21 protein-coding genes are annotated in these 24924 nt (G+C 72.5%); 15 read left to right on the forward strand and 6 right to left on the reverse strand.

From position 1 onward, the window contains the following. The first annotated feature begins 50 nt into the window (after positions 1–50). The 11 genes from nirB (at position 51) to ABT345_RS03015 (ending at position 10937) form a co-directional block, all read left to right on the forward strand. Positions 51–2678, forward strand: coding sequence for a nitrite reductase large subunit NirB (nirB, locus tag ABT345_RS02965; protein WP_345083885.1), 2628 nt, complete (start codon positions 51–53; stop codon positions 2676–2678). Next, positions 2675–3121, forward strand: a complete 447-nt coding sequence (nirD, locus tag ABT345_RS02970; protein WP_345083887.1) for a nitrite reductase small subunit NirD — start codon at positions 2675–2677, stop codon at positions 3119–3121. The genes nirB and nirD overlap by 4 nt, the downstream gene beginning before the upstream one ends. Positions 3122–3207: 86 nt before the next feature. After that, the gene (locus ABT345_RS02975; protein WP_345083889.1) at positions 3208–4158 is read left to right on the forward strand and encodes an oxidoreductase; all 951 of its coding nucleotides are present in this window, start codon (positions 3208–3210) and stop codon (positions 4156–4158) included. 234 nt (positions 4159–4392) lie between these two features. Further along, complete coding sequence (locus tag ABT345_RS02980; protein WP_345083891.1) at positions 4393–5247, forward strand: putative protein N(5)-glutamine methyltransferase; 855 nt, start codon at positions 4393–4395, stop codon at positions 5245–5247. A 224-nt stretch (positions 5248–5471) separates the two neighbouring features. Continuing rightward, entirely contained in the window at positions 5472–6740 is a 1269-nt protein-coding gene (locus ABT345_RS02985) for an ABC transporter substrate-binding protein (RefSeq protein ID WP_345083893.1), read from the forward strand. Positions 6741–6847: 107 nt separating this feature from the next. After that, positions 6848–7726: a carbohydrate ABC transporter permease gene (locus tag ABT345_RS02990; RefSeq protein ID WP_345085087.1), complete on the forward strand. Its 879-nt coding sequence runs from the start codon at positions 6848–6850 to the stop codon at positions 7724–7726. Between the two features lie 6 nt (positions 7727–7732). After that, complete coding sequence (locus tag ABT345_RS02995) at positions 7733–8569, forward strand: carbohydrate ABC transporter permease (protein ID WP_345083895.1); 837 nt, start codon at positions 7733–7735, stop codon at positions 8567–8569. Between the two features lie 108 nt (positions 8570–8677). Next, positions 8678–9052, forward strand: a complete 375-nt coding sequence (locus ABT345_RS03000; protein ID WP_345083897.1) for an SUKH-4 family immunity protein — start codon at positions 8678–8680, stop codon at positions 9050–9052. A gap of 399 nt (positions 9053–9451) precedes the next feature. Next, complete coding sequence (locus ABT345_RS03005) at positions 9452–9799, forward strand: toxin-antitoxin system YwqK family antitoxin (RefSeq protein WP_345083899.1); 348 nt, start codon at positions 9452–9454, stop codon at positions 9797–9799. 54 nt (positions 9800–9853) lie between these two features. Further along, complete coding sequence (locus ABT345_RS03010) at positions 9854–10162, forward strand: SUKH-4 family immunity protein (RefSeq protein ID WP_345083901.1); 309 nt, start codon at positions 9854–9856, stop codon at positions 10160–10162. Between the two features lie 52 nt (positions 10163–10214). Continuing rightward, entirely contained in the window at positions 10215–10937 is a 723-nt protein-coding gene (locus tag ABT345_RS03015) for a hypothetical protein (protein WP_345083903.1), read from the forward strand. Positions 10938–11002: 65 nt separating this feature from the next. Here the strand turns inward: ABT345_RS03015 and ABT345_RS03020 are convergent, their stop codons facing one another. Then, a complete protein-coding gene (locus tag ABT345_RS03020; protein ID WP_345083905.1) occupies positions 11003–11824 on the reverse strand; it encodes an ArsR/SmtB family transcription factor in 822 nt (273 codons plus the stop codon). Between the two features lie 688 nt (positions 11825–12512). Continuing rightward, positions 12513–15293: a pyruvate, phosphate dikinase gene (gene ppdK / locus ABT345_RS03025; protein ID WP_386460064.1), complete on the reverse strand. Its 2781-nt coding sequence runs from the start codon at positions 15291–15293 to the stop codon at positions 12513–12515. A gap of 445 nt (positions 15294–15738) precedes the next feature. Between ppdK and ABT345_RS03030 the strand changes: the two genes are divergently transcribed. Continuing rightward, the gene (locus ABT345_RS03030; RefSeq protein ID WP_345083909.1) at positions 15739–16809 is read left to right on the forward strand and encodes a glutathione S-transferase family protein; all 1071 of its coding nucleotides are present in this window, start codon (positions 15739–15741) and stop codon (positions 16807–16809) included. Positions 16810–16856: 47 nt separating this feature from the next. Here the strand turns inward: ABT345_RS03030 and dusB are convergent, their stop codons facing one another. Beyond that, a complete protein-coding gene (dusB, locus tag ABT345_RS03035; protein ID WP_345083911.1) occupies positions 16857–17984 on the reverse strand; it encodes a tRNA dihydrouridine synthase DusB in 1128 nt (375 codons plus the stop codon). A gap of 190 nt (positions 17985–18174) precedes the next feature. Here dusB and ABT345_RS03040 point away from each other — a divergent pair, with 190 nt between their 5' ends. Then, a complete protein-coding gene (locus ABT345_RS03040) occupies positions 18175–19662 on the forward strand; it encodes an MFS transporter (protein WP_345083913.1) in 1488 nt (495 codons plus the stop codon). Positions 19663–19769: 107 nt separating this feature from the next. Here ABT345_RS03040 and ABT345_RS03045 read toward each other — a convergent pair whose 3' ends face one another. Next, complete coding sequence (locus tag ABT345_RS03045; protein WP_345085090.1) at positions 19770–20417, reverse strand: response regulator; 648 nt, start codon at positions 20415–20417, stop codon at positions 19770–19772. A gap of 65 nt (positions 20418–20482) precedes the next feature. Continuing rightward, entirely contained in the window at positions 20483–21697 is a 1215-nt protein-coding gene (locus ABT345_RS03050) for a sensor histidine kinase (protein ID WP_345083915.1), read from the reverse strand. 177 nt (positions 21698–21874) lie between these two features. Between ABT345_RS03050 and ABT345_RS03055 the strand changes: the two genes are divergently transcribed. Continuing rightward, positions 21875–22294, forward strand: coding sequence for a hypothetical protein (locus ABT345_RS03055; protein ID WP_345083917.1), 420 nt, complete (start codon positions 21875–21877; stop codon positions 22292–22294). 90 nt (positions 22295–22384) lie between these two features. Here ABT345_RS03055 and ABT345_RS03060 read toward each other — a convergent pair whose 3' ends face one another. Beyond that, on the reverse strand, positions 22385–23767 hold the full coding sequence (locus ABT345_RS03060) for a glycine--tRNA ligase (protein WP_345083919.1): 1383 nt from the start codon (positions 23765–23767) through the stop codon (positions 22385–22387). 207 nt (positions 23768–23974) lie between these two features. Between ABT345_RS03060 and ABT345_RS03065 the strand changes: the two genes are divergently transcribed. After that, positions 23975–24922 carry a metal ABC transporter substrate-binding protein gene (locus ABT345_RS03065; RefSeq protein ID WP_345083921.1) on the forward strand — a complete coding sequence of 316 codons (948 nt, stop codon included), beginning with the start codon at positions 23975–23977 and terminating at the stop codon, positions 24920–24922. Positions 24923–24924 lie beyond the last annotated feature (2 nt).

The raw sequence follows: 24924 nt of genomic DNA on the forward strand, positions 1-24924 counted from the left end.
CGCAGCGCTCCGTTCCCCGCTCCCCGCTCCCCCGTGATGGAGGCACCGATATGGCCGCAGCCACCGCCCGCCCCCCGGCCGCAGCGCCCCCGGCGCACCGCCCGACCCTGGTGCTCATCGGGCACGGCATGGTCGGCCAGCGGTTCCTGGAGGAGTTGGCGGAGCGGGGCGTCACCGGGCGGACCCGGGTCGTGGTGCTGGCCGACGAGCCCCGCCCGGCGTACGACCGCGTCCAGCTGACCTCGTACTTCGCCGGTCGCAGCGCCGAGGAACTCTCCCTGACCGACCCGGCGTTCCTCGACCGCCACGGCATCGAACTGCACCTGGGCGACCCGGCGACCGCCGTCGACCGGCCGGCCCGCACCGTCACCACCCGCGCCGGCCGCACCGTCCGCTACGACACCCTGGTGCTGGCCACCGGCTCGTACCCGTTCGTGCCGCCGGTCCCCGGGCGCGGCAGCGCGGGGTGCTTCGTCTACCGCACCGTCGAGGACCTGCTCGCCATCGAGGAGCACGCGGGCCGCTCGCGCACCGGCGCGGTGATCGGCGGCGGGCTGCTGGGGCTGGAGGCGGCCGGTGCGCTCCAGGGGCTCGGACTGCGCACCCACATCGTGGAGTTCGGCCCCCGGCTGATGTCCCTCCAGGTGGACGAGGGCGGCGGGCGCGCGCTGCGCCGGACCGTCGAGGGGCAGGGGCTGCACGTCCACACCGGGGTCGCCGGGAAGGAGATCGTCGCCGACGTGTCCGGGGCGGTCGGCGCGCTGGAGCTGTCGGACGGCAGCCGGATACCGGCGGACCTCGTGGTGTTCTCGGCGGGCGTCCGGCCGCGCGACCGGCTGGCGCGCGAGTGCGGGCTGCCGGTCGGGGAGCGCGGCGGGATCGTCGTCGACACCCGGTGCCGCACCGCCGACCCGGCGGTCTACGCGATCGGCGAGTGCGCGCGGACCGCCGACGGCCGGGTGTACGGCCTGGTGGCGCCCGGGTACGAGATGGCCCGCACCGCGGCGGCGGCGATCGCCGGGACGGACGCGCCGGCGTTCACCGGGGCGAACGTGTCCACCAAGCTGAAGCTGCTCGGGGTGGACGTGGCGTCGTTCGGCGACGCGCACGGCACCACGGAGGGCAGCCTCGACGTCGTCTACGCGGACGCCCGCGCCGGGATCTACAAGAAGCTGGTGGTGGGCGCGGGCGGGGAGCTGCTGGGCGGGGTGCTGGTCGGTGACGCCGAGGCGTACGGCACGCTGCGGCCGCTCATCGGGTCGGTGCCCCCGGTGGCGCCCGAGGCGCTGGTGGTGCCCGCCCGGGCGGGCGCCGCGGCGCTCGGCCCGGGGGCGCTGCCCGACGACGCGGTGCTGTGCAGCTGCCACAACGTCACCAAGGGCACGGTCCGCGCGGCCGTCACCGAGCACTCCTGCGCCTCCGTTTCCGAGGTGAAGGCGTGCACCAGGGCCGGTACCGGGTGCGGCAGTTGTGTGCGGACGCTGACCGCCGTCGTCCACGACGAACTCGCCGCGTCCGGCACCGTCGTCGACCCCGGACTCTGCGACTGCTTCCCGCACACCCGCGCGCAGCTGTACGAGATCGTCCGGACGCTGCGGCTGCCGTCGTACGCGGCGCTGCTGGAGTCGTACGGGCGGCCGGCGGCGCGGGGCGGCGAGGGGTGCGAGATCTGCAAGCCGGTGATCGGTTCGGTGATCGCGTCGCTGGCGCCCTCGGTCGGCGCCGACGGGTACGTCCTCGACGGCGAGCAGGCGGCGCTCCAGGACACCAACGACCATCACCTGGCCAACCTCCAGCGCAACGGTTCGTACTCGGTGGTGCCGCGGATCCCCGGCGGCGAGATCACCCCGGAGAAGCTGATCGTCATCGGGGAGGTGGCCCGCGAGTTCCGGCTCTACACGAAGATCACCGGCGGGCAGCGGATCGATCTGCTGGGCGCCCGTGTCGAGCAGCTGCCGCGGATCTGGGCGCGGCTGGTGGCCGCCGGTTTCGAGTCGGGGCACGCGTACGGCAAGGCGCTGCGGACGGTGAAGTCCTGCGTGGGGCAGGCCTGGTGCCGCTACGGCGTGCAGGACTCCGTACGGATGGCGATCGCGCTGGAGCTGCGCTACCGGGGGCTGCGCGCGCCGCACAAGCTGAAATCGGCGGTCTCCGGGTGCGCCCGCGAGTGCGCGGAGGCGCGCGGCAAGGACTTCGGGGTGATCGCCACCGCGCACGGCTGGAACCTCTACGTGGGCGGCAACGGCGGCGCCACGCCCCGCCACGCCGATCTGCTGGCGCAGGACCTGTCGGACGCCGAACTGGTGCGGCTGATCGACCGGTTCCTGATGTTCTACATCCGCACCGCCGACCGCCTGGAGCGCACCGCGGCGTGGCTGGAGCGGATCGAGGGCGGGCTCGACCACGTACGGGACGTGGTGGTGCACGACTCCCTGGGGCTGTGCGCGGAGCTGGAGTCCCTGATGGCGGCGCATGTCGAGCACTACCAGGACGAGTGGGCGCTCACCCTCGCCGATCCGGAGCGGCTGGCCCGCTTCGCCTCCTTCGTCAACGCGCCGGGCGTACCGGACCCGTCGGTCCGCTTCGTCCCCGAACGCGACCAGATCAAGCCCGACCTGCCCCTCCTGGCCGCCCCGGATCTGCCCGTACGCACACTGGAAGGGACCTTCCCCCGATGACCTCCACGACCTCCACGGACGCGGTGGCCGCACCGGCCACGACGACCGCCGTGCCCCGCGAGGCGGCCGCGGGGCGCGCCCCCGGCGTGCGGCCCGCGCCGGGCGCCCCGGGCGCCGTCGTCGAGGTGCACGGGCCCGGCGGCTGGTTCCCGGTGTGCGCGCTCACCGCGCTCACCCCCGGGCGCGGGGTCGCCGCGCTGCTGCCCGACGGCGGGCAGGCGGCGCTCTTCCGCGACCGGGCGGGAGCGGTGTACGCGATCGGCAACCGCGATCCGTTCACCGGCGCGCAGGTCCTCTCGCGCGGCCTGACCGGCTCGGCGGCGGGCCGCCCGTACGTCGCCTCGCCGCTGCTCAAGCAGCGTTTCTCCCTGGCCGACGGGGCCTGCCTGGACGATCCGGGGGTGGCGGTGCCGGTGTATCCGGTACGGGTCCGGGAGCCGTAGCGGCGCCCGGGGGCCGCACCCCGCGCCCGCCCGGCCCCGTGCGCCCCGGGCGTACGCTGATGCGCGTCCCCGACGGAGGAGGCGTCGTGCCCCGGTGGAACCCCAGCCACATCCCGGACCAGACGGGCCGCTGTGCCGTCGTCACGGGCGCCAACAGCGGTATCGGCTTCGCCACCGCGCGGGAGCTGGCCCGCCACGGCGCCCGGGTGGTGCTGGCGTGCCGCAACGTGGCGCGCGGCGAGGCGGCCCTCGCCGAACTGCGGCGCGCGGTGCCCGCCGCCGAGGCGGAGTTCCGCCGCCTGGACCTGGGAGATCTCGCCTCCGTACGCGACTTCGCCGCCGGGCTCGACAGCTTCGACGGCGTCCGCCTCGATCTGCTCGTCAACAACGCGGGCGTGATGGCGCTGCCCCACGGCACCACCGCCGACGGCTTCGAGCGGCAGTTCGGCGTCAACCACCTGGGCCACTTCGCCCTCACCGGCCTCCTGCTGCCCCGGCTGCTGGCCACGCCCGGCGCCCGCGTCGTCACCGTCTCCAGCTTCTTCCACGCCTTCGGCGGCATCGGCCTCGACGACCTCAACAGCGCCCGCTCCTACCACCGTTGGCGCGCCTACGCCCGTTCCAAGACCGCCAACCTCCTCTTCGTCCACGAACTGGCGCGGCGGCTGGCGGCGGCCGGCTCCCCCGTCGTCGCGGCCGCCGCGCACCCCGGGTACGCCGCCACCAACCTCCAGACCACGGCGCCCCGCATGGAAGGCCGCCGGTCCGCGGAGCGCCTGATGGAGCTGGGCAACCGCGTCATCGGGCAGAGCCCGGAGGGCGGCGCGCTGCCCGTCCTGTGCGCCGCCACCGCCCCGCACGTGAAGCCGGGCGCCTTCCTCGGCCCCCGCGCCCTGCTCCGCGGCGCCCCGGCCCCCTCCCCCCGCGCCCCCTGGGCCCGCGACGACGCGGCCGCCGCCCGCCTCTGGGAGGCGTCGGAGGAACTCACCGGGGTGCGCTACGACTTCACGGCGGGCGGCGGCCGGAAACCGGCCTGAGACCGGCCCCGTACCGCCCCGGGGCCGACACCCACCGCACCCCTGGGCGCCGAGCGGCGCGCGGATGCCCGGCGCGCGCCCCCGCGATAGAGTGACGGCGCATTCGCAGTGGACGAGTCAAGGAGGTGGGACCCATCACCGCTGTACCCGGTGGGTGCTCTCGCCCCGACACCGCGCGGTTCACCAGGCAGAGGTGACCGGAGAGCGCCCTTTTCGGCACTCCGAAAGGCCCTCATGCCCGCGCGCCACCCCGCCGCCCCCTCCTCCGATCCCGCTGGTCCCGCCGCTTCCGCCGCTTCCTCCACACCGGACCCCTTTCCCGGCCTCGTCGCACGCCTGCGCGCCGCCGGGTGCGTCTTCGCCGAGGACGAGGCGCAGCTGCTCCTCGCCACCGCCCGCACCCCCGCCGAACTCGCCGCCATGGCCGGGCGCCGGGCAGCCGGTCTGCCCCTCGAACACGTCCTGGGCTGGGCCGGGTTCTGCGGCCACCGGATGCGCGTCGGACCGGGCGTCTTCGTCCCCCGGCGGCGCAGCGAATTCCTCGTCCACCAGGCCGCCCGGCGCACCCGCCCCGGCGCCGTCGTCGTCGACCTGTGCTGCGGCTCGGGCGCGCTGGGCGCGGCGCTCGCCGCCTGCGCCGGGCCCATCGAGCTGCACGCCGCCGACATCGATCCGGCGGCGGTGCGCTGCGCCCGCGCCAACGTCGCCGCGGCGGGCGGCCACGTCCACGAGGGCGATCTCTTCGCCGCGCTCCCCCGGGAGCTGTGCGGCCGCATCGACGTGCTGCTGGCCAACGTCCCGTACGTGCCGACCCAGGAGGTGGGGCTGCTGCCGCCGGAGGCGCGGGACCACGAGCCGCGGGTGGCGCTGGACGGCGGCGCCGACGGCCTCGACGTGCTGCGCCGGGTCGCCGAGGCGGCCCCGCGCTGGCTGGCGCCCGGCGGCGTGCTGCTGAGCGAGACCAGCCGGCGGCAGGCGCCGGCGGCCCTTCGCGCCCTGACCGGCCACGGACTGCGCGCCCGTACGGAACACTGCGCGGAGCGGGCCGCCACGGTCGTCCTCGGCACCCGGCCCGCAGGCGGCGCGTAGCACCGGCCGTCCCCGGGGTGCGACGGGGCGCGCGGCCCGTCCCGCCGCGCCCCCGAGGCGCACTCCGGGGCGCCCCGGACGGGCCGTCACCTCCCCGTTCACCGTGCGGATTCGTCCAGTTGCCATGCGGTCGTCACACGCGTACGGCACAGTGGTCGGGCACCACGCGGTGATCGTTCGATCGCCGCCGGCAGGCAACGGCAGCGGACACAGGGGGCGAGGCCATGACGGGCACCGGCACAGGCATCGGCAGACGGGGGTTGCTGGCCGCCACCGGAGGGCTCGCGCTCACCGGGCTGCTGGCCGCCTGCGGCTCCAACACCGGGCGGGGCGGCGGCGGTTCCGGCCCCGGGATCAGTCAGTGGTACCACCAGTACGGCGAGCCGGGCGTCGAGCGCGCCGTCAGGCGCTACGCCGACTCGTACAAGAAGGCGCAGGTCACCGTCCAGTGGCGGCCCGGCGACTACGACCGGCAGACCGCCGCGGCGCTGCTGACCGACTCCGGTCCGGACGTCTTCGAGGTCAACGGCCCGACGCTGGACCAGATCCGCGGCGGCCAGATCGTCGATCTGACCGCCGAGGTCGAGCCGGTCAAGGACGACTTCAACCAGGCGGTGCTGGCACCCAAGATCTGGCAGGACCGCATCTGGGGCATCCCGCAAACGATCGACACCCAGCTGCTCTACTACCGCAAGAGCCTCCTGAAGGACGCCGGTCTCGAACCGCCGCGCACCTTGGACGCGCTGGTGGACGCCGCGCGGAAGCTGACGACGAAGAAGACCAAGGGCCTCTTCCTGGGGAACGACGGCGGCGCGGGCGTCCTCGGCGGCACCCCGCTCTTCGCCGCCGGGCTGAGCCTGGTCACCGAGGACGGCAAGGCCGGCTTCGACGACCCGGCCGCCGCCCGCACCCTCGGCAAGATCCGCCGCCTGTACGCCGACAAGTCCCTGCTGCTGGGCGCCCCCACCGACTGGTCCGATCCGGCGGCGTTCCTCCAGGAACTCACCGCCATGCAGTGGTCGGGCCTGTGGGCGCTGCCGCAGATCCAGCAGACCTTCGGCGACGACTTCGGCGTCCTGCCGTTCCCGGCGGACGGCCCGCACGGCGCACCGGCCGTCCCGGTGGGCGCCTACGCCTCGGCGGTCAGCGCGCGCAGCGCCCGCAAGGCTGAGGCCAAGGCGTTCGCCTCCTGGCTGTGGATGGAACGCACCGACCTCCAGCAGGACTTCGCGCTGTCGTACGGCTTCCACATCCCGGCCCGCACCTCGCTGGCGAAGAAGGCGGCGCGGCTGCGGACCGGCGCCGCCGCGGACGCCGTGCGGTACGCCACCGACCACGGCCACGCCGAACCGCTGCGCTGGACGACGGCGTCCCGCACCGCCTACCAGGACGCGCTGAGCCACATCATCAAGGACGGCGCCTCCCCCGAGAGCGAGCTGCGGACCGTGGTGCGCAAGGTCGACGCCGAGCTGGCCCGGGTCAGGAAGAGGTGACGGCACAGGCGGCGGAGGCGCCCCCGGACGGGCCGGGGGCGCGCGGCGCCGCGGAGCGTGAACGGCGTACGCCCGGCACCCGGTTCCTCGGCCCGCAGCGCCGCTCCCTGTGGTTCTGGATCTTCGTCGGCCCGTTCGCGCTGGGCCTGGCGTTGTTCACCTACGTCCCGCTGGCCTGGAGCGTCTACCTCAGCTTCTTCGACGCGCACAACACCGTCACCCCGACCGACTTCGTGGGCCTGGGCAACTACACGTCGATGCTGACGGACGGGGCGTTCCTCTCCAGTCTCGGCACCTTCGCGCTGTTCACCCTCTTCATCGTCCCCGCGACGTATGCGCTGTCGCTGGCGCTGGCCGTGATGGTCAACCGGCTGCGCTTCGCCCAGGCGTTCTTCCGCTCGGTGTTCTTCCTGCCGACGGCGTGCAGCTACGTGGTGGCGGCGCTGATCTGGAAGCTGTCGCTCTTCAACGGGGTGCGTTTCGGGCTGGCCAACACCGTGCTGGGCTGGTTCGGCGCGGACCAGACGGCATGGCTGTCGACGACCGATCCGCCCTGGTACTGGCTGGTCATCGTGACCGTCCGGCTCTGGCTCCAGGCCGGCTTCTACATGATCCTCTTCCTCGCCGGGCTCCAGCGGATCTCCCCGCAGCTCTACGAGGCGGCGGCGGTGGACGGCGCGCGGCCCGGCTGGCAGACGTTCCGCCACATCACCTTCCCGCAGCTGCGCGCCACCTCCGTGGCGGTGGTGCTGCTGCTGGTCATCAACGCGTTCCAGGCGTTCGACGAGTTCTACAACCTGCTCAGCGACGCCCGCGGCTATCCGCCGTACGCCCGGCCGCCGCTGGTCTACCTCTACTACACGGCTCTCGGGCGGGAGCAGAACCTCGGGCTGGGCAGCGCGGGCGCGGTGATCCTCGCGCTGATCATCGCGGTGGCGACGGTCGCCCAGGCCCGCTGGCTCGGCCTCGGCCGCAAGGAGGACTGACCGCCGATGCACCACGCCTGGATCCGGGTGGGCCGCGCGCTGCGGGCGGCGCTGCTGTGCGCCCTGGCGCTGCTCTTCCTCGTCCCCTTCTACCTGCTGGTCCGCAACGGCCTGGCCACCGAGGCGGAGATCACCGCCCCCAACTGGACGTTCTTCCCGCGCCGTCTCCAGTGGTCCCACCTCACCGAGGTCTTCGCCGACCCGAACCTCCCGCTGGGGCGCGCGCTGCTCAACTCCACGCTGATCGCCGTCTCCACGACGCTCGGCACGGTGCTGCTGGCGTCGCTCGCCGGATACGGTCTGGCCCGCATCCCCTACCGCGGTGCCAATGCCGTCTTCTACGCGATCCTCGGCACGCTGATGGTCCCGGCGGCCGTCACCTTCGTCCCGAGCTTTGTGCTGGTCTCGTCGCTGGGCTGGATCTCCACGCTGCGCGGTCTGGTCATCCCGACGCTGTTCAGCGCGTTCGCCTGCTTCATCTTCCGGCAGTACTTCCTCGGCTTCCCCCGGGAGCTGGAGGACGCGGCGCGGGTCGACGGCCTCGGGTACTGGCGGACGTACTGGCGCATCGTCGTCCCCAACTCCCGCCCGGTGTTCGCCGCCGTCGCCACCATCGTCTTCATCGGCGCCTGGAACGCCTTCCTGTGGCCGCTGGTCATCGGCCAGGACCAGGAGGCGTGGACGGTCCAGGTGGCGCTGTCGACCTTCACCACCGCCCAGAACCTCAACCTCCACGAACTCTTCGTCGCCGCAGCCGTCTCCATCGCCCCGCTGGTCGTGGTCTTCCTGCTGCTCCAGCGGTACATCGTGGCCGGGGTGGAACGGTCGGGGATCGACGACTGAGGGGCGCCCCGGGGGGAGAACCGAATCCTCCGGTGCAACCGATCGGCCCTCGGCCACGTCGATTACCTTGATCGTCCTCACCCGCAGCGCACCGCACGAGGAGCATCCATGACCGAGCCCGGCACCCCGGCAGGCGAGCCCTCCCTGCCCCCGCCGCCGCCCCCGATCCCGCCGGAGGCGCGGACCACGGGCGGCCCGGTGCCGCGCAGCGCGGACGAGGCCCTGGAGATCGGGCGGAACCACTTCCCGCCGGTCGGCGCGCCCGGCGGCCCCACCGGCCTGTTCGTCCACGAATTCGACGAGGGCTACCTCATCCACCCGGGCCGGCCGCTCCCGGACGACCCGAGCGCTCCCCCGGCACAGCCCGGCGGCAGCAACGTCGTCATCGCCAAGGAGGACGGCGAGGTGACCTTCCTGCCCAACTTCCCACCGCCGGAAGCCGTCAAGCTCTATCACCGACTCCGCGGCAACCGTCGCGGCTGACGCCCCGCGCGACGGACGGCGGGCCGCTCCCGCCCGCCGTCGCACCCACGCGCACTGTCGCGCGAAAACTACACGGACATGACCGTGTGACAGCACCCCATCAAGGCGACAGAAACCACCTTGCGGCAGATTCCTGTACTCGGAGAAGACGACAAGGGAATCAAGAGACCGGACAACAGTGATCCGCCACCTCTCCGCCGTACGGAACTGCCGGAGATACGAAACGAATTGACCCACGGTTCTTCAAAAGCCCGGAAAGATAGGCGAAGGCGTTCCGAATAGGGGAATCGCCGTCGGCGAATGACGCAAGTGGCATCCGAACGGACAATGGACGCAGCAGTACATTTTCACCCCGGAGGGCCGTTGGATGGTGCACCGTCACTGGGACATGGAAAAAATATGCGCGTCGATCACGAGGACACCTACAAGGACGACGACATGCGCGTCCACTACGAAGATGATCTCTTCACCGGAGAAGTCGCTGCCCATAACGGCGCAGGGACACTCATCGCCCTGATGTCCTACGTTGACGGCGTCCCCTCCGGCCCCCATGCCACTTGGTATCCCAATGGGCAGAAGCGGGAGGAAGGCACCATGAGGTGGGGAATCGCTGTAGGTGAGTGGCACGCATGGCACTCGAACGGCCAACTGGCCGAGCACTCGGTTTTCAATCTCCAGGGAAAACGAGAGCGGCGGCAGCGGTGGGACAAGGAAGGAAACCTCACGAAAGACAATTCCCCCCAGTGAGCTGACGAAGAATCCCTGTATCCCACCCGACCGCACCGAACAGGAGCCCCCACTATGCCCCAGCGCCCCGGCACCCCGCCGACCTCCTCCGAGGAAGCGCTCGCCCTCGTCCGTAGCCGCTATGCGGAGCCGAAGCTGCCCGACGGTACGCCGGTCCCGCTGGCGGTCCACGAATTCGACATCGGCTATCTCGTCCACCCCGTCTTCCCTCAGGTCTCCCGAATCGACGCCGCCGGGAACCCGCTTCCCGCGCCGCCCGGTGGAGCGAAGATCATCGTGTCCAAGGCGACCGGCGAATCCGTCACCGTGCCCAACCTCCCCACCGAGAGCGCCATCGCGCTCTACCGGGAGCAGAACGGGTAATCCCCGCAGGGACAAGACCGGCCGCCCCGAAGGAATTCCGGAAGCACCGCGCATGGAAGACATCAGACTTCTCGACTTTCCCGGCCACACCATCCGCCTGGAGCGGGACGTGGAGGCGTGGTCGGATGAGCACCTCCGGCTGGCGCGGCTGGCGCTCGACAGCGTCTTCGCCTTCTCGGAGAACCTCTGCGTACCGCTCTCCATGGAGGTGCACGCCCCCTACTGGAATGACGAGTTCGACCTCCCCCTGGACTCCACAGGAGGACCGATGCGCCCGCTCGATTCCGCGATGTTGCGGCAGCGCCCCCTCCCCGAAGGCCTCACGGCGAACCCCTTCATGAGGGGCCGCGGGGTGACCGAAGTCGGCGCCCTCACCCCCGGCAGCACGCGGGACTTCATGGCGGCGTGCCTGACCGCCGGTGCGGACGACCTGGCCGGCGTCGCCATCGGGTGGCAGGAGATGTGGATCTGTACGACGAAGGTGCGGCTTCCCGAGGCGGTGGACCGCGTCGGCCCCTTCCTCACGCTGGACATCGGTGGGGGCCGCCGCTCGCGCCAACCCGTCGAGACGGACGGCGCCGCCCGCTGGGTCCGCGGTGCGGTGGGGCCCGCCGTCGTGCACGCGCCGTTCGAGTACCGGGTGCACCGGCACCAGGGCACGATGACCTTCGACATCTCGCTCCACTGGTCGCTCTGGACTCCGGGCGGTCCGGGGTACGCCGAGATCGAACGGCGTCTCACGGACCTGCTACGCGCCGGATGGGAGCGGGCCTGAGCCGGCGGGCCGTCCCCGACGCCCCGCACCCCGCGTCCCGCACCGCCACGAGTGCCCCCGGCCGCTCACCCCTCCCCCGCCTGACCGCCCCGTAGGAGCGCCGCCCCCAGCGGGGTCAGGGTGTGCAGCACGGCGTTGCCGCGGCGGAGGGTGAGGAGGAGACCGGCGTCGCGGAGGACCGTCGCGTGCTGGCTGGCGGAGGCTAGGGAGACATCGGCGCGGCGGGCCAGTTCAGTGGTGGTGCAGCCGGCGCCGACGCCGCGGAGGATCGCGGAGCGGGTGTGCCCGACGAGGCGCCCCAGGGAGCGGGCGGGCGGCGGCACGGAGGTGGCGCGCGGGACGGGATGGTCGACGGGGTAGACCAGCACCGGCGTGAGGTCCGGGTTGTGGAAGGTGACCGGCGTGCGGCGGCAGAAGTAGGACGGCATGAGGAGCAGACCGCGTCCGCCCAGGTGGAGGTCGCGGTCGACGGGGTACTCGACCTCCAGGACCGGGGCGCGCCAGCGCAGCGTCGACGGGAGGGTGGCGAGCAGCCGGTCGGCGCCGCCGTCGAGCAGGGCCCGGCCCCGGGCGGCACGGTCGGCCTCGATACGGGCCTGGAGCCGCGGCCAGTGGGGGGCGACGGCCGCCGCGTGGTAGCGCTGGAGGGCTCCGGCGAGACGGCCGAGTTGGCGGGTGTCGCCGTCGCCCATGGCCCGTATCCAGGTGGGCAGGGTGCGGGTGCGGGCGAGCCCGGCCAGTTCGGTGTGGACGCGGGCGGGCGGCGTCTCACGGAGCGCGGACAGCGCGTCGCCGACGCCGAGTTGCCCCTCGGGCGGGGTGAGGAAATCCGGGAAATAGCCCCGGGTGGGCACCAGCGGCGCCAGCAGCCGCGTTTCGCCGTTCAACTTTTCCCGGGTTTCCGCGCGCCATTTTCCGAAGGCCGGACCGTCGCGCCGGTCACGGAGTCGGTGAAAACTTAAAATGGTTTCCCACAGCGCATCGGGGCGCGCCGCTATCCGCACGCGGGCCAGATCGGGTCCACTGAAATGGACGCGTAACACCGAACCCCACCCCTGGTTACCTTCGACGACCCCGGCCCACGCCTGAGTATGCACGCCGATACGTGCGGTCACCATGCCCTTTTGGCCAGAGTTGAAAAGGGTCGCGCACAGGGGTGGACTCCAGGAATGCTGTACTCAATTCAACGCGATGTACGCGGCCTGGATTGCTCGATCCCGTGGGGGGTGACGGGCATGGAACCAGCCGCGCCACATTGCGTTGAAAGCCGCCCCCACGCCGACATGGGAGGCGGCGGCTCCCGAGGGGGGAGTTCGGAAAAAGGCGAGGGCGGCACCTCCGCACGGGTGCCGCCCTTGTCCGCATGTCCGGCGCCGGGGCCGCGCTGGCGGCAGCCGCCGCTTCCGCGGGCCCGTCCCGCCCCGCACAGCGGAAAACCGAGGGCGGCACCTCCGCACAGGTGCCGCCCTCGTCGGTCCGGGGCCCCGGCGCGGCGGTGAGGGTGGTGGTGCCGGCCGGTGGCTCCGGTGGGAGTACGGGTGCCGGGCGTGTGAGGGCACGGCCGGCACCCGTGGTTCAGCGGCTGTCGCTGCCCTTCGCCTCGGCGGCGGCGCGGCCGGCCTCCAGCCGCGCGACCGGGATGCGGAACGGCGAGCAGGAGACGTAGTCGAGTCCGGCCTCGTGGAAGAAGTGCACGGACTCCGGGTCGCCGCCGTGCTCACCGCAGACGCCGAGCTTCAGGTCGGGGCGGGTGGCCCGGCCCGCCGCGGCGGCGTTGCGGACCAGCGAGCCGACACCGTCCTTGTCGATCGTCTCGAAGGGGCTGACGCCGAAGATGCCCTTCTCCAGGTACGCGGTGAAGAAGCTGGCCTCGACGTCGTCGCGGGAGAAGCCCCAGACCGTCTGCGTGAGGTCGTTCGTGCCGAAGGAGAAGAAGTCGGCGGACTCGGCGATCTGACCGGCCGTGAGGGCGGCGCGGGGCAGTTCGATCATGGTGCCGAGGGTGAGCTTGAGGCTGACGCCGTGGGCCTTCTCGACCTCGGCGATGACCTGCTCGGCCTCGTCGCGGACGATCTCCAGCTCCTGGACGGTGCCGACCAGCGGAATCATGATCTCCGCACGCGGGTCGCCCTTGGCCTCCTTGCGCTCGGCCGCGGCCTCCGCGATGGCGCGGACCTGCATGGCGAACAGGCCGGGGATGACCAGGCCGAGGCGGACGCCGCGCAGACCCAGCATCGGGTTCTGCTCGTGCAGCTTGTGGACGGCCTGGAGGAGGCGCAGGTCGTTCTCGTTGGCGTCCTTGCGGGCCTCGGCGAGCGCGACGCGGACCGACAGCTCGGTGATGTCGGGCAGGAACTCGTGGAGCGGCGGGTCCAGCAGCCGGACGGTGACCGGCAGGCCGTCCATCGACTCGAACAGCTCGATGAAGTCGGCCTTCTGGAGCGGCAGCAGCTGCTCCAGGGCGGCGTCCCGGTCGGCGTCGGTGTCGGCGAGGATCAGGCGCTCGACCATCTCGCGGCGCTCACCGAGGAACATGTGCTCGGTGCGGCACAGGCCGATGCCCTGGGCGCCGAACCGGCGGGCGCGCGCGGCGTCCTCGGCGTTGTCGGCGTTGGCGCGGACCCGCAGCCGGCGGACCCGGTCCGCGTACGCCATGATCCGGTGGACGGCCTTGACCAGCTCGTCGGCGTCGTCGGCGCCGGCGTGCATCCGGCCCTCGAAGTACTCGACGACCGGGGACGGGACGACGGGCACCTCGCCGACGTAGACCTTGCCGGTCGAGCCGTCGATGGAGACGGTGTCGCCCTCCTCGACGACCACGCCGTCCTGCGTCGTCATCCGGCGGCGCTTGGTGTCGACCTCCAGCTCCTCGGCGCCGCAGACACAGGTCTTGCCCATGCCGCGGGCGACGACGGCGGCATGCGAGGTCTTGCCGCCGCGGGAGGTGAGGATGCCCTCGGCGGCGATCATGCCGTTGAGGTCGTCGGGGTTGGTCTCGCGGCGGATGAGGATGACCTTCTCACCCGAGCGGGACCACTTGACCGCGGTGTACGAGTCGAAGACGGCCTTGCCGACGGCGGCGCCCGGCGAGGCGGCGATGCCGCGGCCGATGGTGTCCGCCTTGGCGCCCAGGTCGAAGCGGGGGAACATCAGCTGCGCCAGCTGCGCGCCGTTGACCCGCTGCAGGGCCTCGGCCTCGTCGATGAGTCCCTGGTCGACGAGCTGGGTGGCGATGCGGAAGGCGGCTCCGGCGGTGCGCTTGCCGACGCGGGTCTGGAGCATCCACAGCTTGCCGCGCTCGATGGTGAACTCGATGTCGCACAGGTCCTTGTAGTGCGTTTCGAGCGTCTCCATGATCTGCATCAGCTGGTCGTACGACGCCTTGTCGATCTGCTCCAGGTCCGCGAGCGGGACCGTGTTGCGGATACCGGCGACGACGTCCTCGCCCTGGGCGTTCTGCAGGTAGTCGCCGTAGACGCCCTGGTGGCCGCTGGCCGGGTCGCGGGTGAAGGCGACGCCGGTGCCGGAGTCCGGGCCGAGGTTGCCGAAGACCATCGAGCAGACGTTGACGGCGGTGCCGAGGTCGCCGGGGATGCGCTCCTGGCGGCGGTAGAGCTTGGCGCGGTCGGTGTTCCACGAGTCGAAGACCGCGCGGACCGCGAGGTCCATCTGCTCGCGCGGGTCCTGCGGGAAGTCCCGGCCGGTCTCCTTGGCGACGATGCCCTTGAACTGCTCGACCAGCGTCTTGAGGTCGCCCGCGTCGAGGTCGACGTCGACGGTGACGCCCTTGGCCTGCTTCGCGTCCTCCAGCGCCTCCTCGAAGAGGTCGCCGTCGACGTCCAGGACGGTCTTGCCGAACATCTGGATGAGGCGGCGGTAGGAGTCCCACGCGAACCGCTCGGAGCCCGCCTGCTGCGCCAGACCGCCGACCGAGGCGTCGGAGAGGCCGATGTTGAGGACGGTGTCCATCATGCCGGGCATGGAGAACTTCGCACCCGAACGCACCGATACGAGCAGCGGGTTGTCGGCCTGGCCGAGCTTCTTGCCCATCTGCCGCTCAAGGGCGTCCAGGTGCTCCGAAACCTCGGCACGGAGTGCCGCGGGCTCCTCCCCGCTCTCCAGGTAGACCTTGCAGGCTTCGGTGGTGATGGTGAAGCCGGGCGGGACCGGCAGACCGAGGTTCGTCATCTCGGCGAGGTTGGCGCCCTTGCCACCGAGCAGGTCCTTGAGGTCCTTGTTCCCCTCGGTGAAGTCGTACACGAACTTCGCGGACGCAGGCTGGGTTACGTGGGGATTCTGTGTTTCCGACACGGGACTGGACTCCTCGCGGATGGCTGCCCTGACGGCGAGGAACATACCCAGATCGAAGGCATCTGGGTACGTCCACTTGGTCGGCATGCGTGCGTAACCGCCCGTCCGCCACCGGATCGAAAGAGAATTCTCCTTGAAGGGTGAATACATTACTCGAATGAATGAGTGCGGAGTGTGGCGAGATTGCCGACGTCCGTGACTGTGTGCTGCTCATCATTACGAGTAATGAACATCAACTAGGTGGCACCCAGTGCCAGCATTGGAGAGGTGGACCCCCGCGACGGATGCTCATCTGAGCGCAAGGGCTATCAGGGGTGGCGAGAATCACGCGCTCGGACGGGCTCGGGTCCCATCATTCGAGCACCCGCGGAGCCGATTCCGGAGCCGCGCCGGGTGGCCGGGGCGCCCGGTCGGCCGATGCCTCCGGGCGCGGGCGGCCGCGGGCAGGAAAGCTGGCGGGGAGGCAGCACCCCACGGCAAGGAGTGAGCGATGGCCCGCCCGCACGACAGCCACGGCACCGGAACCGAGGACGCCGCATCCGCCACCGCCACCGGCGTCGGCAACGCCGCCTACGGCCGCAAGCCGTTCTCCCGCTCCCGCAGCCACTTCGCCGACCGCATCACCGCCGACGGCCGGTTCGGCTGGCCGGTCGAGGCGGGGCGCTACCGGCTGATCGTCAGCCGCGCCTGCCCCTGGGCGAGCCGGGCGGTGATCTCCCGGCGGCTGCTCGGGCTGGAGTCCGCGCTGTCCATGGGGATCGCCGACCCGATCCAGGACGACCGCAGCTGGCGCTTCACCCTCGACCCCGGCGACCGCGACCCCGTCCTCGGCATCCGCTTCCTGAGCGAGGCGTACGACCGGCGGGAGACGGGCTACCCGGGCGGGGTGAGCGTCCCGGCGGTCGTGGACGTGCCGAGCGGGCAGCTCGTCACCAACGATTTCCAGCAGATCACGCTCGACCTGGCCACCGAATGGCGGGCGCTGCACCGGCCCGGGGCGCCCGACCTCTACCCCGAGGCGCTGCGGGAGGAGATCGACGAGGTGATCGAGGGCGTCTACCGGGACGTCAACAACGGGGTCTACCGCGCCGGGTTCGCGACCGGGCAGGCGGAGTACGACACGGCGTACGCGGCGCTCTTCCGGCGGCTGGACCTGCTGTCGGAGCGGCTGGCCGAGCGGCGCTACCTCGTCGGGGACACCATCACCGAGGCCGACATCCGGCTCTTCACCACGCTGGTGCGGTTCGACCCCGTCTACCACGGCCACTTCAAGTGCAACCGCTTCAAGCTGTCCGAGGACCCGGTGCTGTGGGCGTACGCGAAGGATCTCTTCCAGACGCCCGGGTTCGGGGACACCGTCGACTTCCACCACATCAAGCAGCACTACTACCGGGTGCACACCGGCGTGAACCCGACCGGGATCGTGCCCGGCGGGCCGGAGCTGGACGGCTGGCTGACCCCGCACCACCGCGAGGAGCTGGGCGGGCGCCCGTTCGGCGACGGCACCCCGCCGGGGCCGGTGCCGGCGGGCGAGGTGGTGCCGCCGGGCGGGCGGGCGTGACCGCGGGCCGCCCGGCGGGTGCGGCGCCCGCCGCGCCGGGGTGCGGCTCAGCCGCCCGAGGTGTCCAGTTCCGCGTCGGCGTCCACGCCCGTGCAGTCGTTCGGGTCGTCGAGCCAGCCGTCGGGCAGGACGACGCGGTCGCGGCCGGAGGTGCGGCCGCGCGGGCCGTCGGCGCCGGCGGGCCAGGGCTGGTCGCCGTCGATCTTGCCGAGCAGGTCCTCCAGCTCCGCGAGGGAGGAGCTGACGGCGAGGCCGCGGCGCATCTCGGAGCCGACCGCGAAGCCCTTGGTGTACCAGGCGACGTGCTTGCGGAAGTCGATCACGCCGCGCCGCTCGTCGCCGATCCACTCGCCCAGCAGCGCCGCATGCCGCACCATCACGGCCGCGACCTGCTTGAACGTCGGCTCGGTGTACTGACCGGTGCCCTCGAAGGCGGCGACCAGATCGCCGAAGAGCCAGGGGCGGCCCAGGCAGCCGCGGCCGACGACCACGCCGTCGCAGCCGGTCTCGCGGACCATCCGCAGCGCGTCGTCGGCGCACCAGATGTCGCCGTTGCCGAGCACCGGGATCTCGGGGACGTGCTCCTTGAGCCGGGCGATGGCGTCCCAGTCGGCGGTGCCGCTGTAGTGCTGGGCGGCGGTCCGGCCGTGCAGCGCGATGGCGGTGATGCCCTCCTCGGCGGCGATCCGGCCCGCGTCGAGGTAGGTGAGGTGGCCGTCGTCGATGCCCTTGCGCATCTTCATCGTCACCGGCAGGCTGCCCGCGTTCTTCACCGCGTCGCGCAGGATCGCGCGCAGCAGCGGCCGCTTGTACGGCAGCGCGGAGCCGCCGCCCTTACGGGTCACCTTGGGGACCGGGCAGCCGAAGTTCAGGTCGATGTGGTCGGCGAGATCCTCTTCGGCGATCATGCGGACGGCCTTGCCGACGGTGTCCGGGTCGACGCCGTACAGCTGGATCGAGCGCGGCTTCTCGGACGCGTCGAAGTGGATCAGCTGCATGGTCTTCTCGTTGCGCTCGACCAGCGCCCGCGTCGTGATCATCTCGCTGACGAAGAGCCCCTTGCCGCCGGAGAACTCCCGGCACAGCGTCCGGAACGGGGCGTTGGTGATCCCGGCCATGGGCGCGAGCACCACGGGCGGGGACGCCGTGTGCGGTCCGATCTGGAGCGAGGTCATGGCAGGGAGGTTCCTTCGGCGGTCGGGGGCGGTGCGGCGCCGGGGCGACCCGGCGGTGCGACCTCCCATTGTCCCGCATCCCGCGGGCGGGCCCGGCGGGCGCATCCCCCGCGGGCGGCCGGGGCGGGGCGGGGACCGGAACCCGATGCCCGGCCGGGCCGCCCCGCGAATATCGTTGTAGCGTTCAACCATGTCTGAGCTGAGCCACCGGCGGCGGCTGCTCGTCCTGGCGATCTGCTGCATGAGCCTGCTGATCGTCAGTCTCGACAACACCGTCCTCAACGTCGCACTCCCCTCCCTCCAGCACGAGCTGCACGCCTCCGTCTCCGGGCTGCAGTGGACCATCGACGCCTACACGCTGGTGCTGGCGTCGCTGCTGATGCTGTCCGGCTCGACCGCGGACCGGCTCGGGCGGCGGCGTGTATTCACCGTCGGGCTGACCGTCTTCGCCCTCGGCTCCCTGCTGTGCAGCCTCGCGCCGAGCCTGACCTGGCTGGTCGTCTTCCGCATGGTGCAGGCCGTCGGCGGGTCGATGCTCAACCCCGTCGCGATGTCGATCATCACCAACACCTTCACGGAGCCGCGCGAGCGGGCCCGGGCGATCGGGGTGTGGGGCGGTGTCGTCGGCATCAGCATGGCCGCGGGTCCCGTCGTCGGCGGGCTGCTGGTGGAGTCCGTCGGCTGGCGCTCGATCTTCTGGATCAACGTCCCGATCGGCGCCCTGGCCCTCTTCCTCACCCTGCGCTACGTCCCCGAGTCCCGCGCCCCGCGGCCGCGCCGCCCCGACCCGGTCGGTCAGCTGCTGGTCATCGCGCTGCTGGGCGCCCTGACGTACGCGATCATCGAGGCGCCGGGCACCGGCTGGCTCTCCGCGGAGATCCTGACGTTCGCCGCCGTCGCGCTGGCGGCGCTCGCCGGGCTGATCCGCTACGAGCGGCGGCGCACGGAACCCCTGATCGACCTGCGGTTCTTCCACAGCGCGCCGTTCAGCGGCGCCACCGTCATAGCGGTCTGCGCCTTCGCCTCGCTGGCCGGATTCCTCTTCCTCAACACGCTCTACCTGCAGAACATCCGCGGCCACTCCGCCCTGGAGGCCGGTCTGTACATGCTGCCGATGGCCGGGATGACGCTGGTGTGCGCGCCGCTGTCCGGGCGGCTGGTCGGCAATCGCGGGCCGCGGCTGCCGCTGCTGCTCGCGGGCTGCGCGATGGGTGCCAGCGGGCTGATGTTCGCGGCGTTCGACGCCGAGTCGACCACCGCGCTGCTGTTCACCGGGTACGTCCTGTTCGGCATCGGCTTCGGCCTGGTCAACGCGCCGATCACCAACACCGCGGTCTCCGGGATGCCGCGCGCGCAGGCGGGGGTGGCGGCGGCCGTGGCGTCCACCAGCCGCCAGGTCGGCTCGTCGCTGGGGGTCGCGGTGATCGGCGCGGTGCTGGCCGGCGGCGTACGGGCGGCGGGCCCGGGCGGCGCGGCGGCCGCGGCCGACTTCGTCGCGGCGGCCCGCCCGGCGTGGTGGATCATCGCCGGCTGCGGCGTCGCGGTCCTGCTGCTCGGCGCCCTGACCACCGGCGTCTGGGCCCGTACGACGGCCCTACGCACCGCCGGGCTCTTCGACGGCGAGACGGCGCCGGGGGCGGTGCGGACCGGGGCACCGGGGCCCGGCGGGGGGCGCTGAGGCCGGGGCGCCGGGGCCGGTCGCTGGACCGCCGGGCCCGGGGCGCGGCGTGCCGGGCGCCCGCCGCACCGGCCCGGCTCGGTCCCGCCGCGCCCCGTTCCGCCCGGTCAGCGCCCCGGTGCCGTCACGCCGAGGAACCGCAGCACGGCCAGCACCCGGCGGTGATCCGCGTCCGCCTTCGGCAGGTCGAGCTTGGTGAAGATGCTGTTGATGTGCTTGGCGACCGCGCTCTCGCTCACCACCAGCTGCGCCGCGACCGCGGAGTTGGAACGGCCCTCCGCCATCAGCGCCAGCACCTCCCGCTCCCGGGCGGTCAGCCGCTCCAGCGGATCGCTCGCCCGGCGGATCAGCAGCTGGGAGACGACCTGCGGATCGAGCGCGGTGCCGCCGCCGGCCACCCGGCGCAGCGCCTCGACGAACTCCTCGACATCCGCGACGCGCTGCTTGAGGAGATAGCCCACCCCGCCGGTGTGGGCCGCGAGGAGATCGGCCGCGTACCGCTCCTCGACGTACTGGGAGAGCAGCAGCACCGCCGTGTCCGGGTGCTCCCGCCGGATCGACAGCGCGGCCCGGACGCCCTCGTCCGTGAAGCCGGGCGGCATCCGGACGTCCACCACGGCCAGCTGCGGCCGGTGCTCGGCGACGGCGGCCAGCAGCCCGTCCGCGTCCCCCGCCTCGGCGGCGACCGTGAAGCCGGCCATCTCCACCACCTTGACCAGCCCGATCCGCAGCAGGACGGAGTCCTCCGCGATCACCGCACACCGCACGCCGCTCTCCCCCTCACTCGCGCCGGGCCCGGCGGCGGGCGCCGGCGGCGCGTTCACCCCGGGCACGGCAGCTCCACACTCATCGTCGTCGGCCCGCCCACCGGGCTGCTCATCCGGAACGTCCCGTCCACCGAACGCACCCGCTGCGCCAGCCCCTTAAGGCCGCTGCCCCGGGCGGGATCGGCGCCGCCCATCCCGTCGTCGGTGATCACCACCCGCAGTATTCCGCCGATCCGGACGACCGTCACCTCGGCCCGGGTCGCCTCGCGGGCGTGCTTGGCGACGTTGGTGAGCGCCTCGGAGACGACGAAGTACGCGACGCCCTCGACGGCGGCGGACGTCCGCTCCAGCGGATCGACCCGCAGCCGGACGGGCAGCGGTGCGCGGGCCGCGAGCCCGGACAGCGCGGCGTCCAGGCCGAGTTCGTCGAGGACGGCCGGGTGCAGGCCGCGGACCAGGTGGTTCAGCTCCTCGATCGCGTCCTTCGCCTCGCGGTGGGCCGCCTCGATGACCTCCCGGGCCGCCGGCGGCAGATCGGTGAGGGTCGCCTTCGCCAGCCCGAGGTTGAGCGCGAGGGACACCAGGCGCTGCTGGGCACCGTCGTGGAGGTCGCGTTCGATGCGGCGGCGCTCGGCGTCCGCCGCGTCCACCGCCCCCGCCCGGCTCGCGGTCAGGTCCTCGACCCGCCGCGCCAGCTCGTCGGAGCGGCTGACGCCCAGCACCGCCCGGCCCACCAGGTTCTCCAGCCGGACCAGCCCGGCGGCGAGCGGGACGACGGCTGCCAGCGCGAGCAGGCCGAGCCCGGTGAGATAGGCGGCCTGGGTGGCGTAGCCGGGGTGGCCGATGCGCCACTGCCAGGGCACCGCCCAGATCCACAGCAGCACCGTGGCGGCGGCCAGCCCGGCCGCCGCCAGCGTCAGCAGCAGGAGTTCGAGGGCGCCGAGGAGCGGGCCGATCAGCCAGTTGTAGCCGAACTGCCGCCGCAGCCGCCCGAGTTTGAGGCGCGGCAGCTCCACCCCGCACAGCGCCCGGAACCGCCACCGCTGAACCTCCGTCAGGCCCGGTCCGGCGGCGCCGAGCAGCGCGAGCGGGACGGCGAGGACCACCGGGGCGTTCGCGTCGGTGCCGGTGACCGTGGCGCCGAGGAGCAGGGCCGCCCACACGTACAGCGGGGCCACCAGCAGATGCGGCAGCACCCCGGCCGCGAGGAAGAGCAGGTCGCGCCGGAGCCGCAGCAGGGCCCGGCGCAACCGGGGCGGAAGGGTCATGCCAAGACCGTACGGGGCGCCCGCGCCGGGCCGCCATGCGGCTGGGGACCGGATCGGGGGTGTACCTGGCACCACCGGGGAACGGGCCCGCGGGCTACCGACACCGGCGGCCCGGATGACCAGGGTGGAGTGCGGGCCCGACGTCCGGGTTCACCGTCGCCGCAAAGGACCCGGATCATGACGCTGCTTCTCAACCCGCCCTCGCTGAAGGACGGTTGGCGCCCGCTCGCCGCGGAAGGGCGCCGGTGGCCGGGGCGGGTGCTGACCGGCGCCGGGCTCGCCCTGCTGCCGTGGACCGCCGTCCTCGCCGCGACGCTGCCGCCAGGTCAGGCCGCGGCCTGGGCGGCCCTGGACCTCCTGGAGGCCGCGGCCCTGCTGAGCGCGGGCCGCCGGCTGCTGCGCGGCGCCCCGGGACACCGCCGCCCCGCGGCCGCCGCCGCGCTGCTGCTGCTCGCCGATGCCGCCGTGGACCTCGCCACCGCCGCGCCCGGCGCCGAACTGGCCACCGCCGTCGCCATGGCGCTGGCCGCCGAACTCCCGCTGGCGGCGGTGTGCGGTGCGCTCGCGCTGCGCCCGGAGCGCCCGGCGGCGCGCTGACCTGTACCGACATGCCTCGGCCCCGCCCGCAGCAGCTGCGGGCGGGGCCGGGGCCACGCTCAGGGGCGACGGGCCGGGGCCCGTCCGGGGTCAGCAGCCGAGCAGCCGCGCGCCCAGGTACGCCTGGATCTGGTCCAGGGAGACGCGCTCCTGCTTCATGGTGTCGCGCTCGCGGACGGTGACCGCGTTGTCGTCGAGGGTGTCGAAGTCGACGGTGACGCAGAACGGGGTGCCGATCTCGTCCTGACGGCGGTAGCGGCGGCCGATGGCGCCCGCGTCGTCGAACTCGATGTTCCAGTTCTTGCGCAGGTCGGCGGCGAGGCCCTTCGCCTTCGGCGACAGCTGCGGGTTGCGGGAGAGCGGCAGGACCGCGACCTTGACCGGCGACAGGCGCGGGTCGAGGCGCATGACGGTGCGCTTCTCCATCTTGCCCTTGGCGTTCGGCGCCTCGTCCTCGATGTACGCGTCGAGCATGAAGGCGAGCATCGCGCGGTTCACGCCCGCCGCCGGCTCGATGACGTAGGGGGTCCAGCGCTCGCCGGCCTCCTGGTCGAAGTAGGACAGGTCCTGGCCGGACGCCTTGGCGTGCGAGGAGAGGTCGTAGTCGGTGCGGTTGGCGACGCCCTCCAGCTCCGAGAACTCGGTGCCGCCGAAGTTGAAGCGGTACTCGATGTCAGCGGTGCGCTTGGAGTAGTGGGAGAGCTTCTCCTTGGGGTGGTCGTACCACCGGATGTTCTCCTCGCGGATGCCGAGGTCGCGGTACCAGTTCCAGCGCTCGGCCATCCAGTACTCGTGCCACTTCTCGTCCTCGCCCGGCTTGACGAAGAACTCCATCTCCATCTGCTCGAACTCGCGGGTGCGGAAGATGAAGTTGCCCGGCGTGATCTCGTTCCGGAAGGACTTGCCCATCTGGGCGATGCCGAACGGGGGCTTCTTCCGGGAGGTCTGCTGGACCTGCGCGAAGTTGGTGAAGATGCCCTGCGCGGTCTCGGGGCGCAGGTAGGCGACCGAGGCGGTGTCCTGCGAGGGGCCGAGGTGGGTGGAGAGCAGACCGGAGAACTGCTTGGGCTCGGTGAAGCCGCCCTTGTTGCCGCAGTGCGGGCAGTTCAGGTCGGCCAGACCGTTGGCGGGGAGGCGGCCGTGCTTCGCCTCGTACGCCTCCTCCAGGTGGTCGGCGCGGAAGCGCTTGTGGCAGGAGGTGCACTCGGTGAGCGGGTCGGTGAAGGTGGCGACGTGGCCGGAGGCGACCCAGACCTCGGGGGCCAGGATCACCGACGAGTCGATACCGACGACGTCCTCGCGGGAGGTGACCATCGCGCGCCACCACTGGCGCTTGAGGTTCTCCTTCAGCTCCACGCCCAGCGGACCGTAGTCCCAGGCGGCGCGCGAGCCGCCGTAGATCTCGCTGCAGGGGTAGACGAAGCCACGGCGCTTGCTCAGGCTGACGATGCTGTCGATCTTGTCGGCGGCCACGGTGCTCTCTTCATTACGACGGCGAACGATGGACCGGCGGCGGCGCTGCGCGCCGGTGCGGGTGAATGATTCAGGTTACCGGCGGGCGTACCCCCCGGGCCAAATCGCCTGGGGCGCCTCTCCGCTTCCTCCCGGTACCACCCGCCCCAAAGCCCCGTTCGAACATGTTGTTGACAATCGTTTCCACTTTTGTTGAAAATGACTGTCATGAACATACGTCGTCGCATCTCCACCGCAGCCCTCGCCGGAGCCTGCGGCCTCGGCCTTCTCGCCCTCTCCGGCTGCTCCGGCGCCACCACGGGCGGCAGCGGCGGGAAGCTGCGGGTGACGGCGTCCTTCTATCCGATGGAGTTCCTCGCCCGGCAGATCGGCGGCGACCACGTCGAGGTGTCCAACCTCACCAAGCCCGGCGTCGAACCGCACGACCTGGAGCTGTCCCCCAAGCAGACCGGTCAGCTCGGCGAGTCCGGCGCGATCGTCTACCTCAAGGGGCTCCAGCCCGCCGTCGACGAGGCGGTCGCCCAGTCCGGCGTCAAGAACATCGCCGACGCCGCCGCGATGACCTCGCTGGAGAAGCACGGCAACGAGGTCGACGGCCACGATCACGGCCACGGTCACGCCGCGGCCGGCGGGGACGCCGACCCGCACATCTGGCTCGACCCCGTGAAGTACGCCGAGGTCGCCAAGGGTGTGAACGCGGTGCTGGCCAAGGCCGACCCCGCCCACAAGGCCGACTTCCAGAAGAACACCGACGCCCTGGTCAAGAAGCTGGACGGGCTGAACGCCGACTTCGAGAAGGGCCTGAAGGACCGCGCGTCGGACACCTTCCTCACCACCCACGCGGCCTTCGGCTACCTCGCCGAGCGCTACGGCCTGACCGAGGAGGCCATCAACGGCCTCGACCCCGAGTCCGAGCCCAGCGCCCACCGCATCAAGACCCTCCACACCGTGGCCGAGAAGCACCACGTCTCGACGGTCTTCTTCGAAACGCTCGCCAACCCGGCCACCGCCAAGGCGCTCGCCGGCGACCTGCACCTGAAGACCGATGTCCTCGACCCCCTGGAGGGGATCACCGACGCCTCCCGCGGCAAGGACTACTTCGGCGTGATGCACGCCAACCTCACCGCACTCCGCAAGGCGCTCGGCACCAAGTGACC

Origin of the sequence: Streptomyces sp. NPDC000404, from assembly GCF_040300365.1 — a bacterium.
Taxonomy (GTDB): Bacteria; Actinomycetota; Actinomycetes; order Streptomycetales; family Streptomycetaceae; genus Streptomyces; species Streptomyces ramulosus.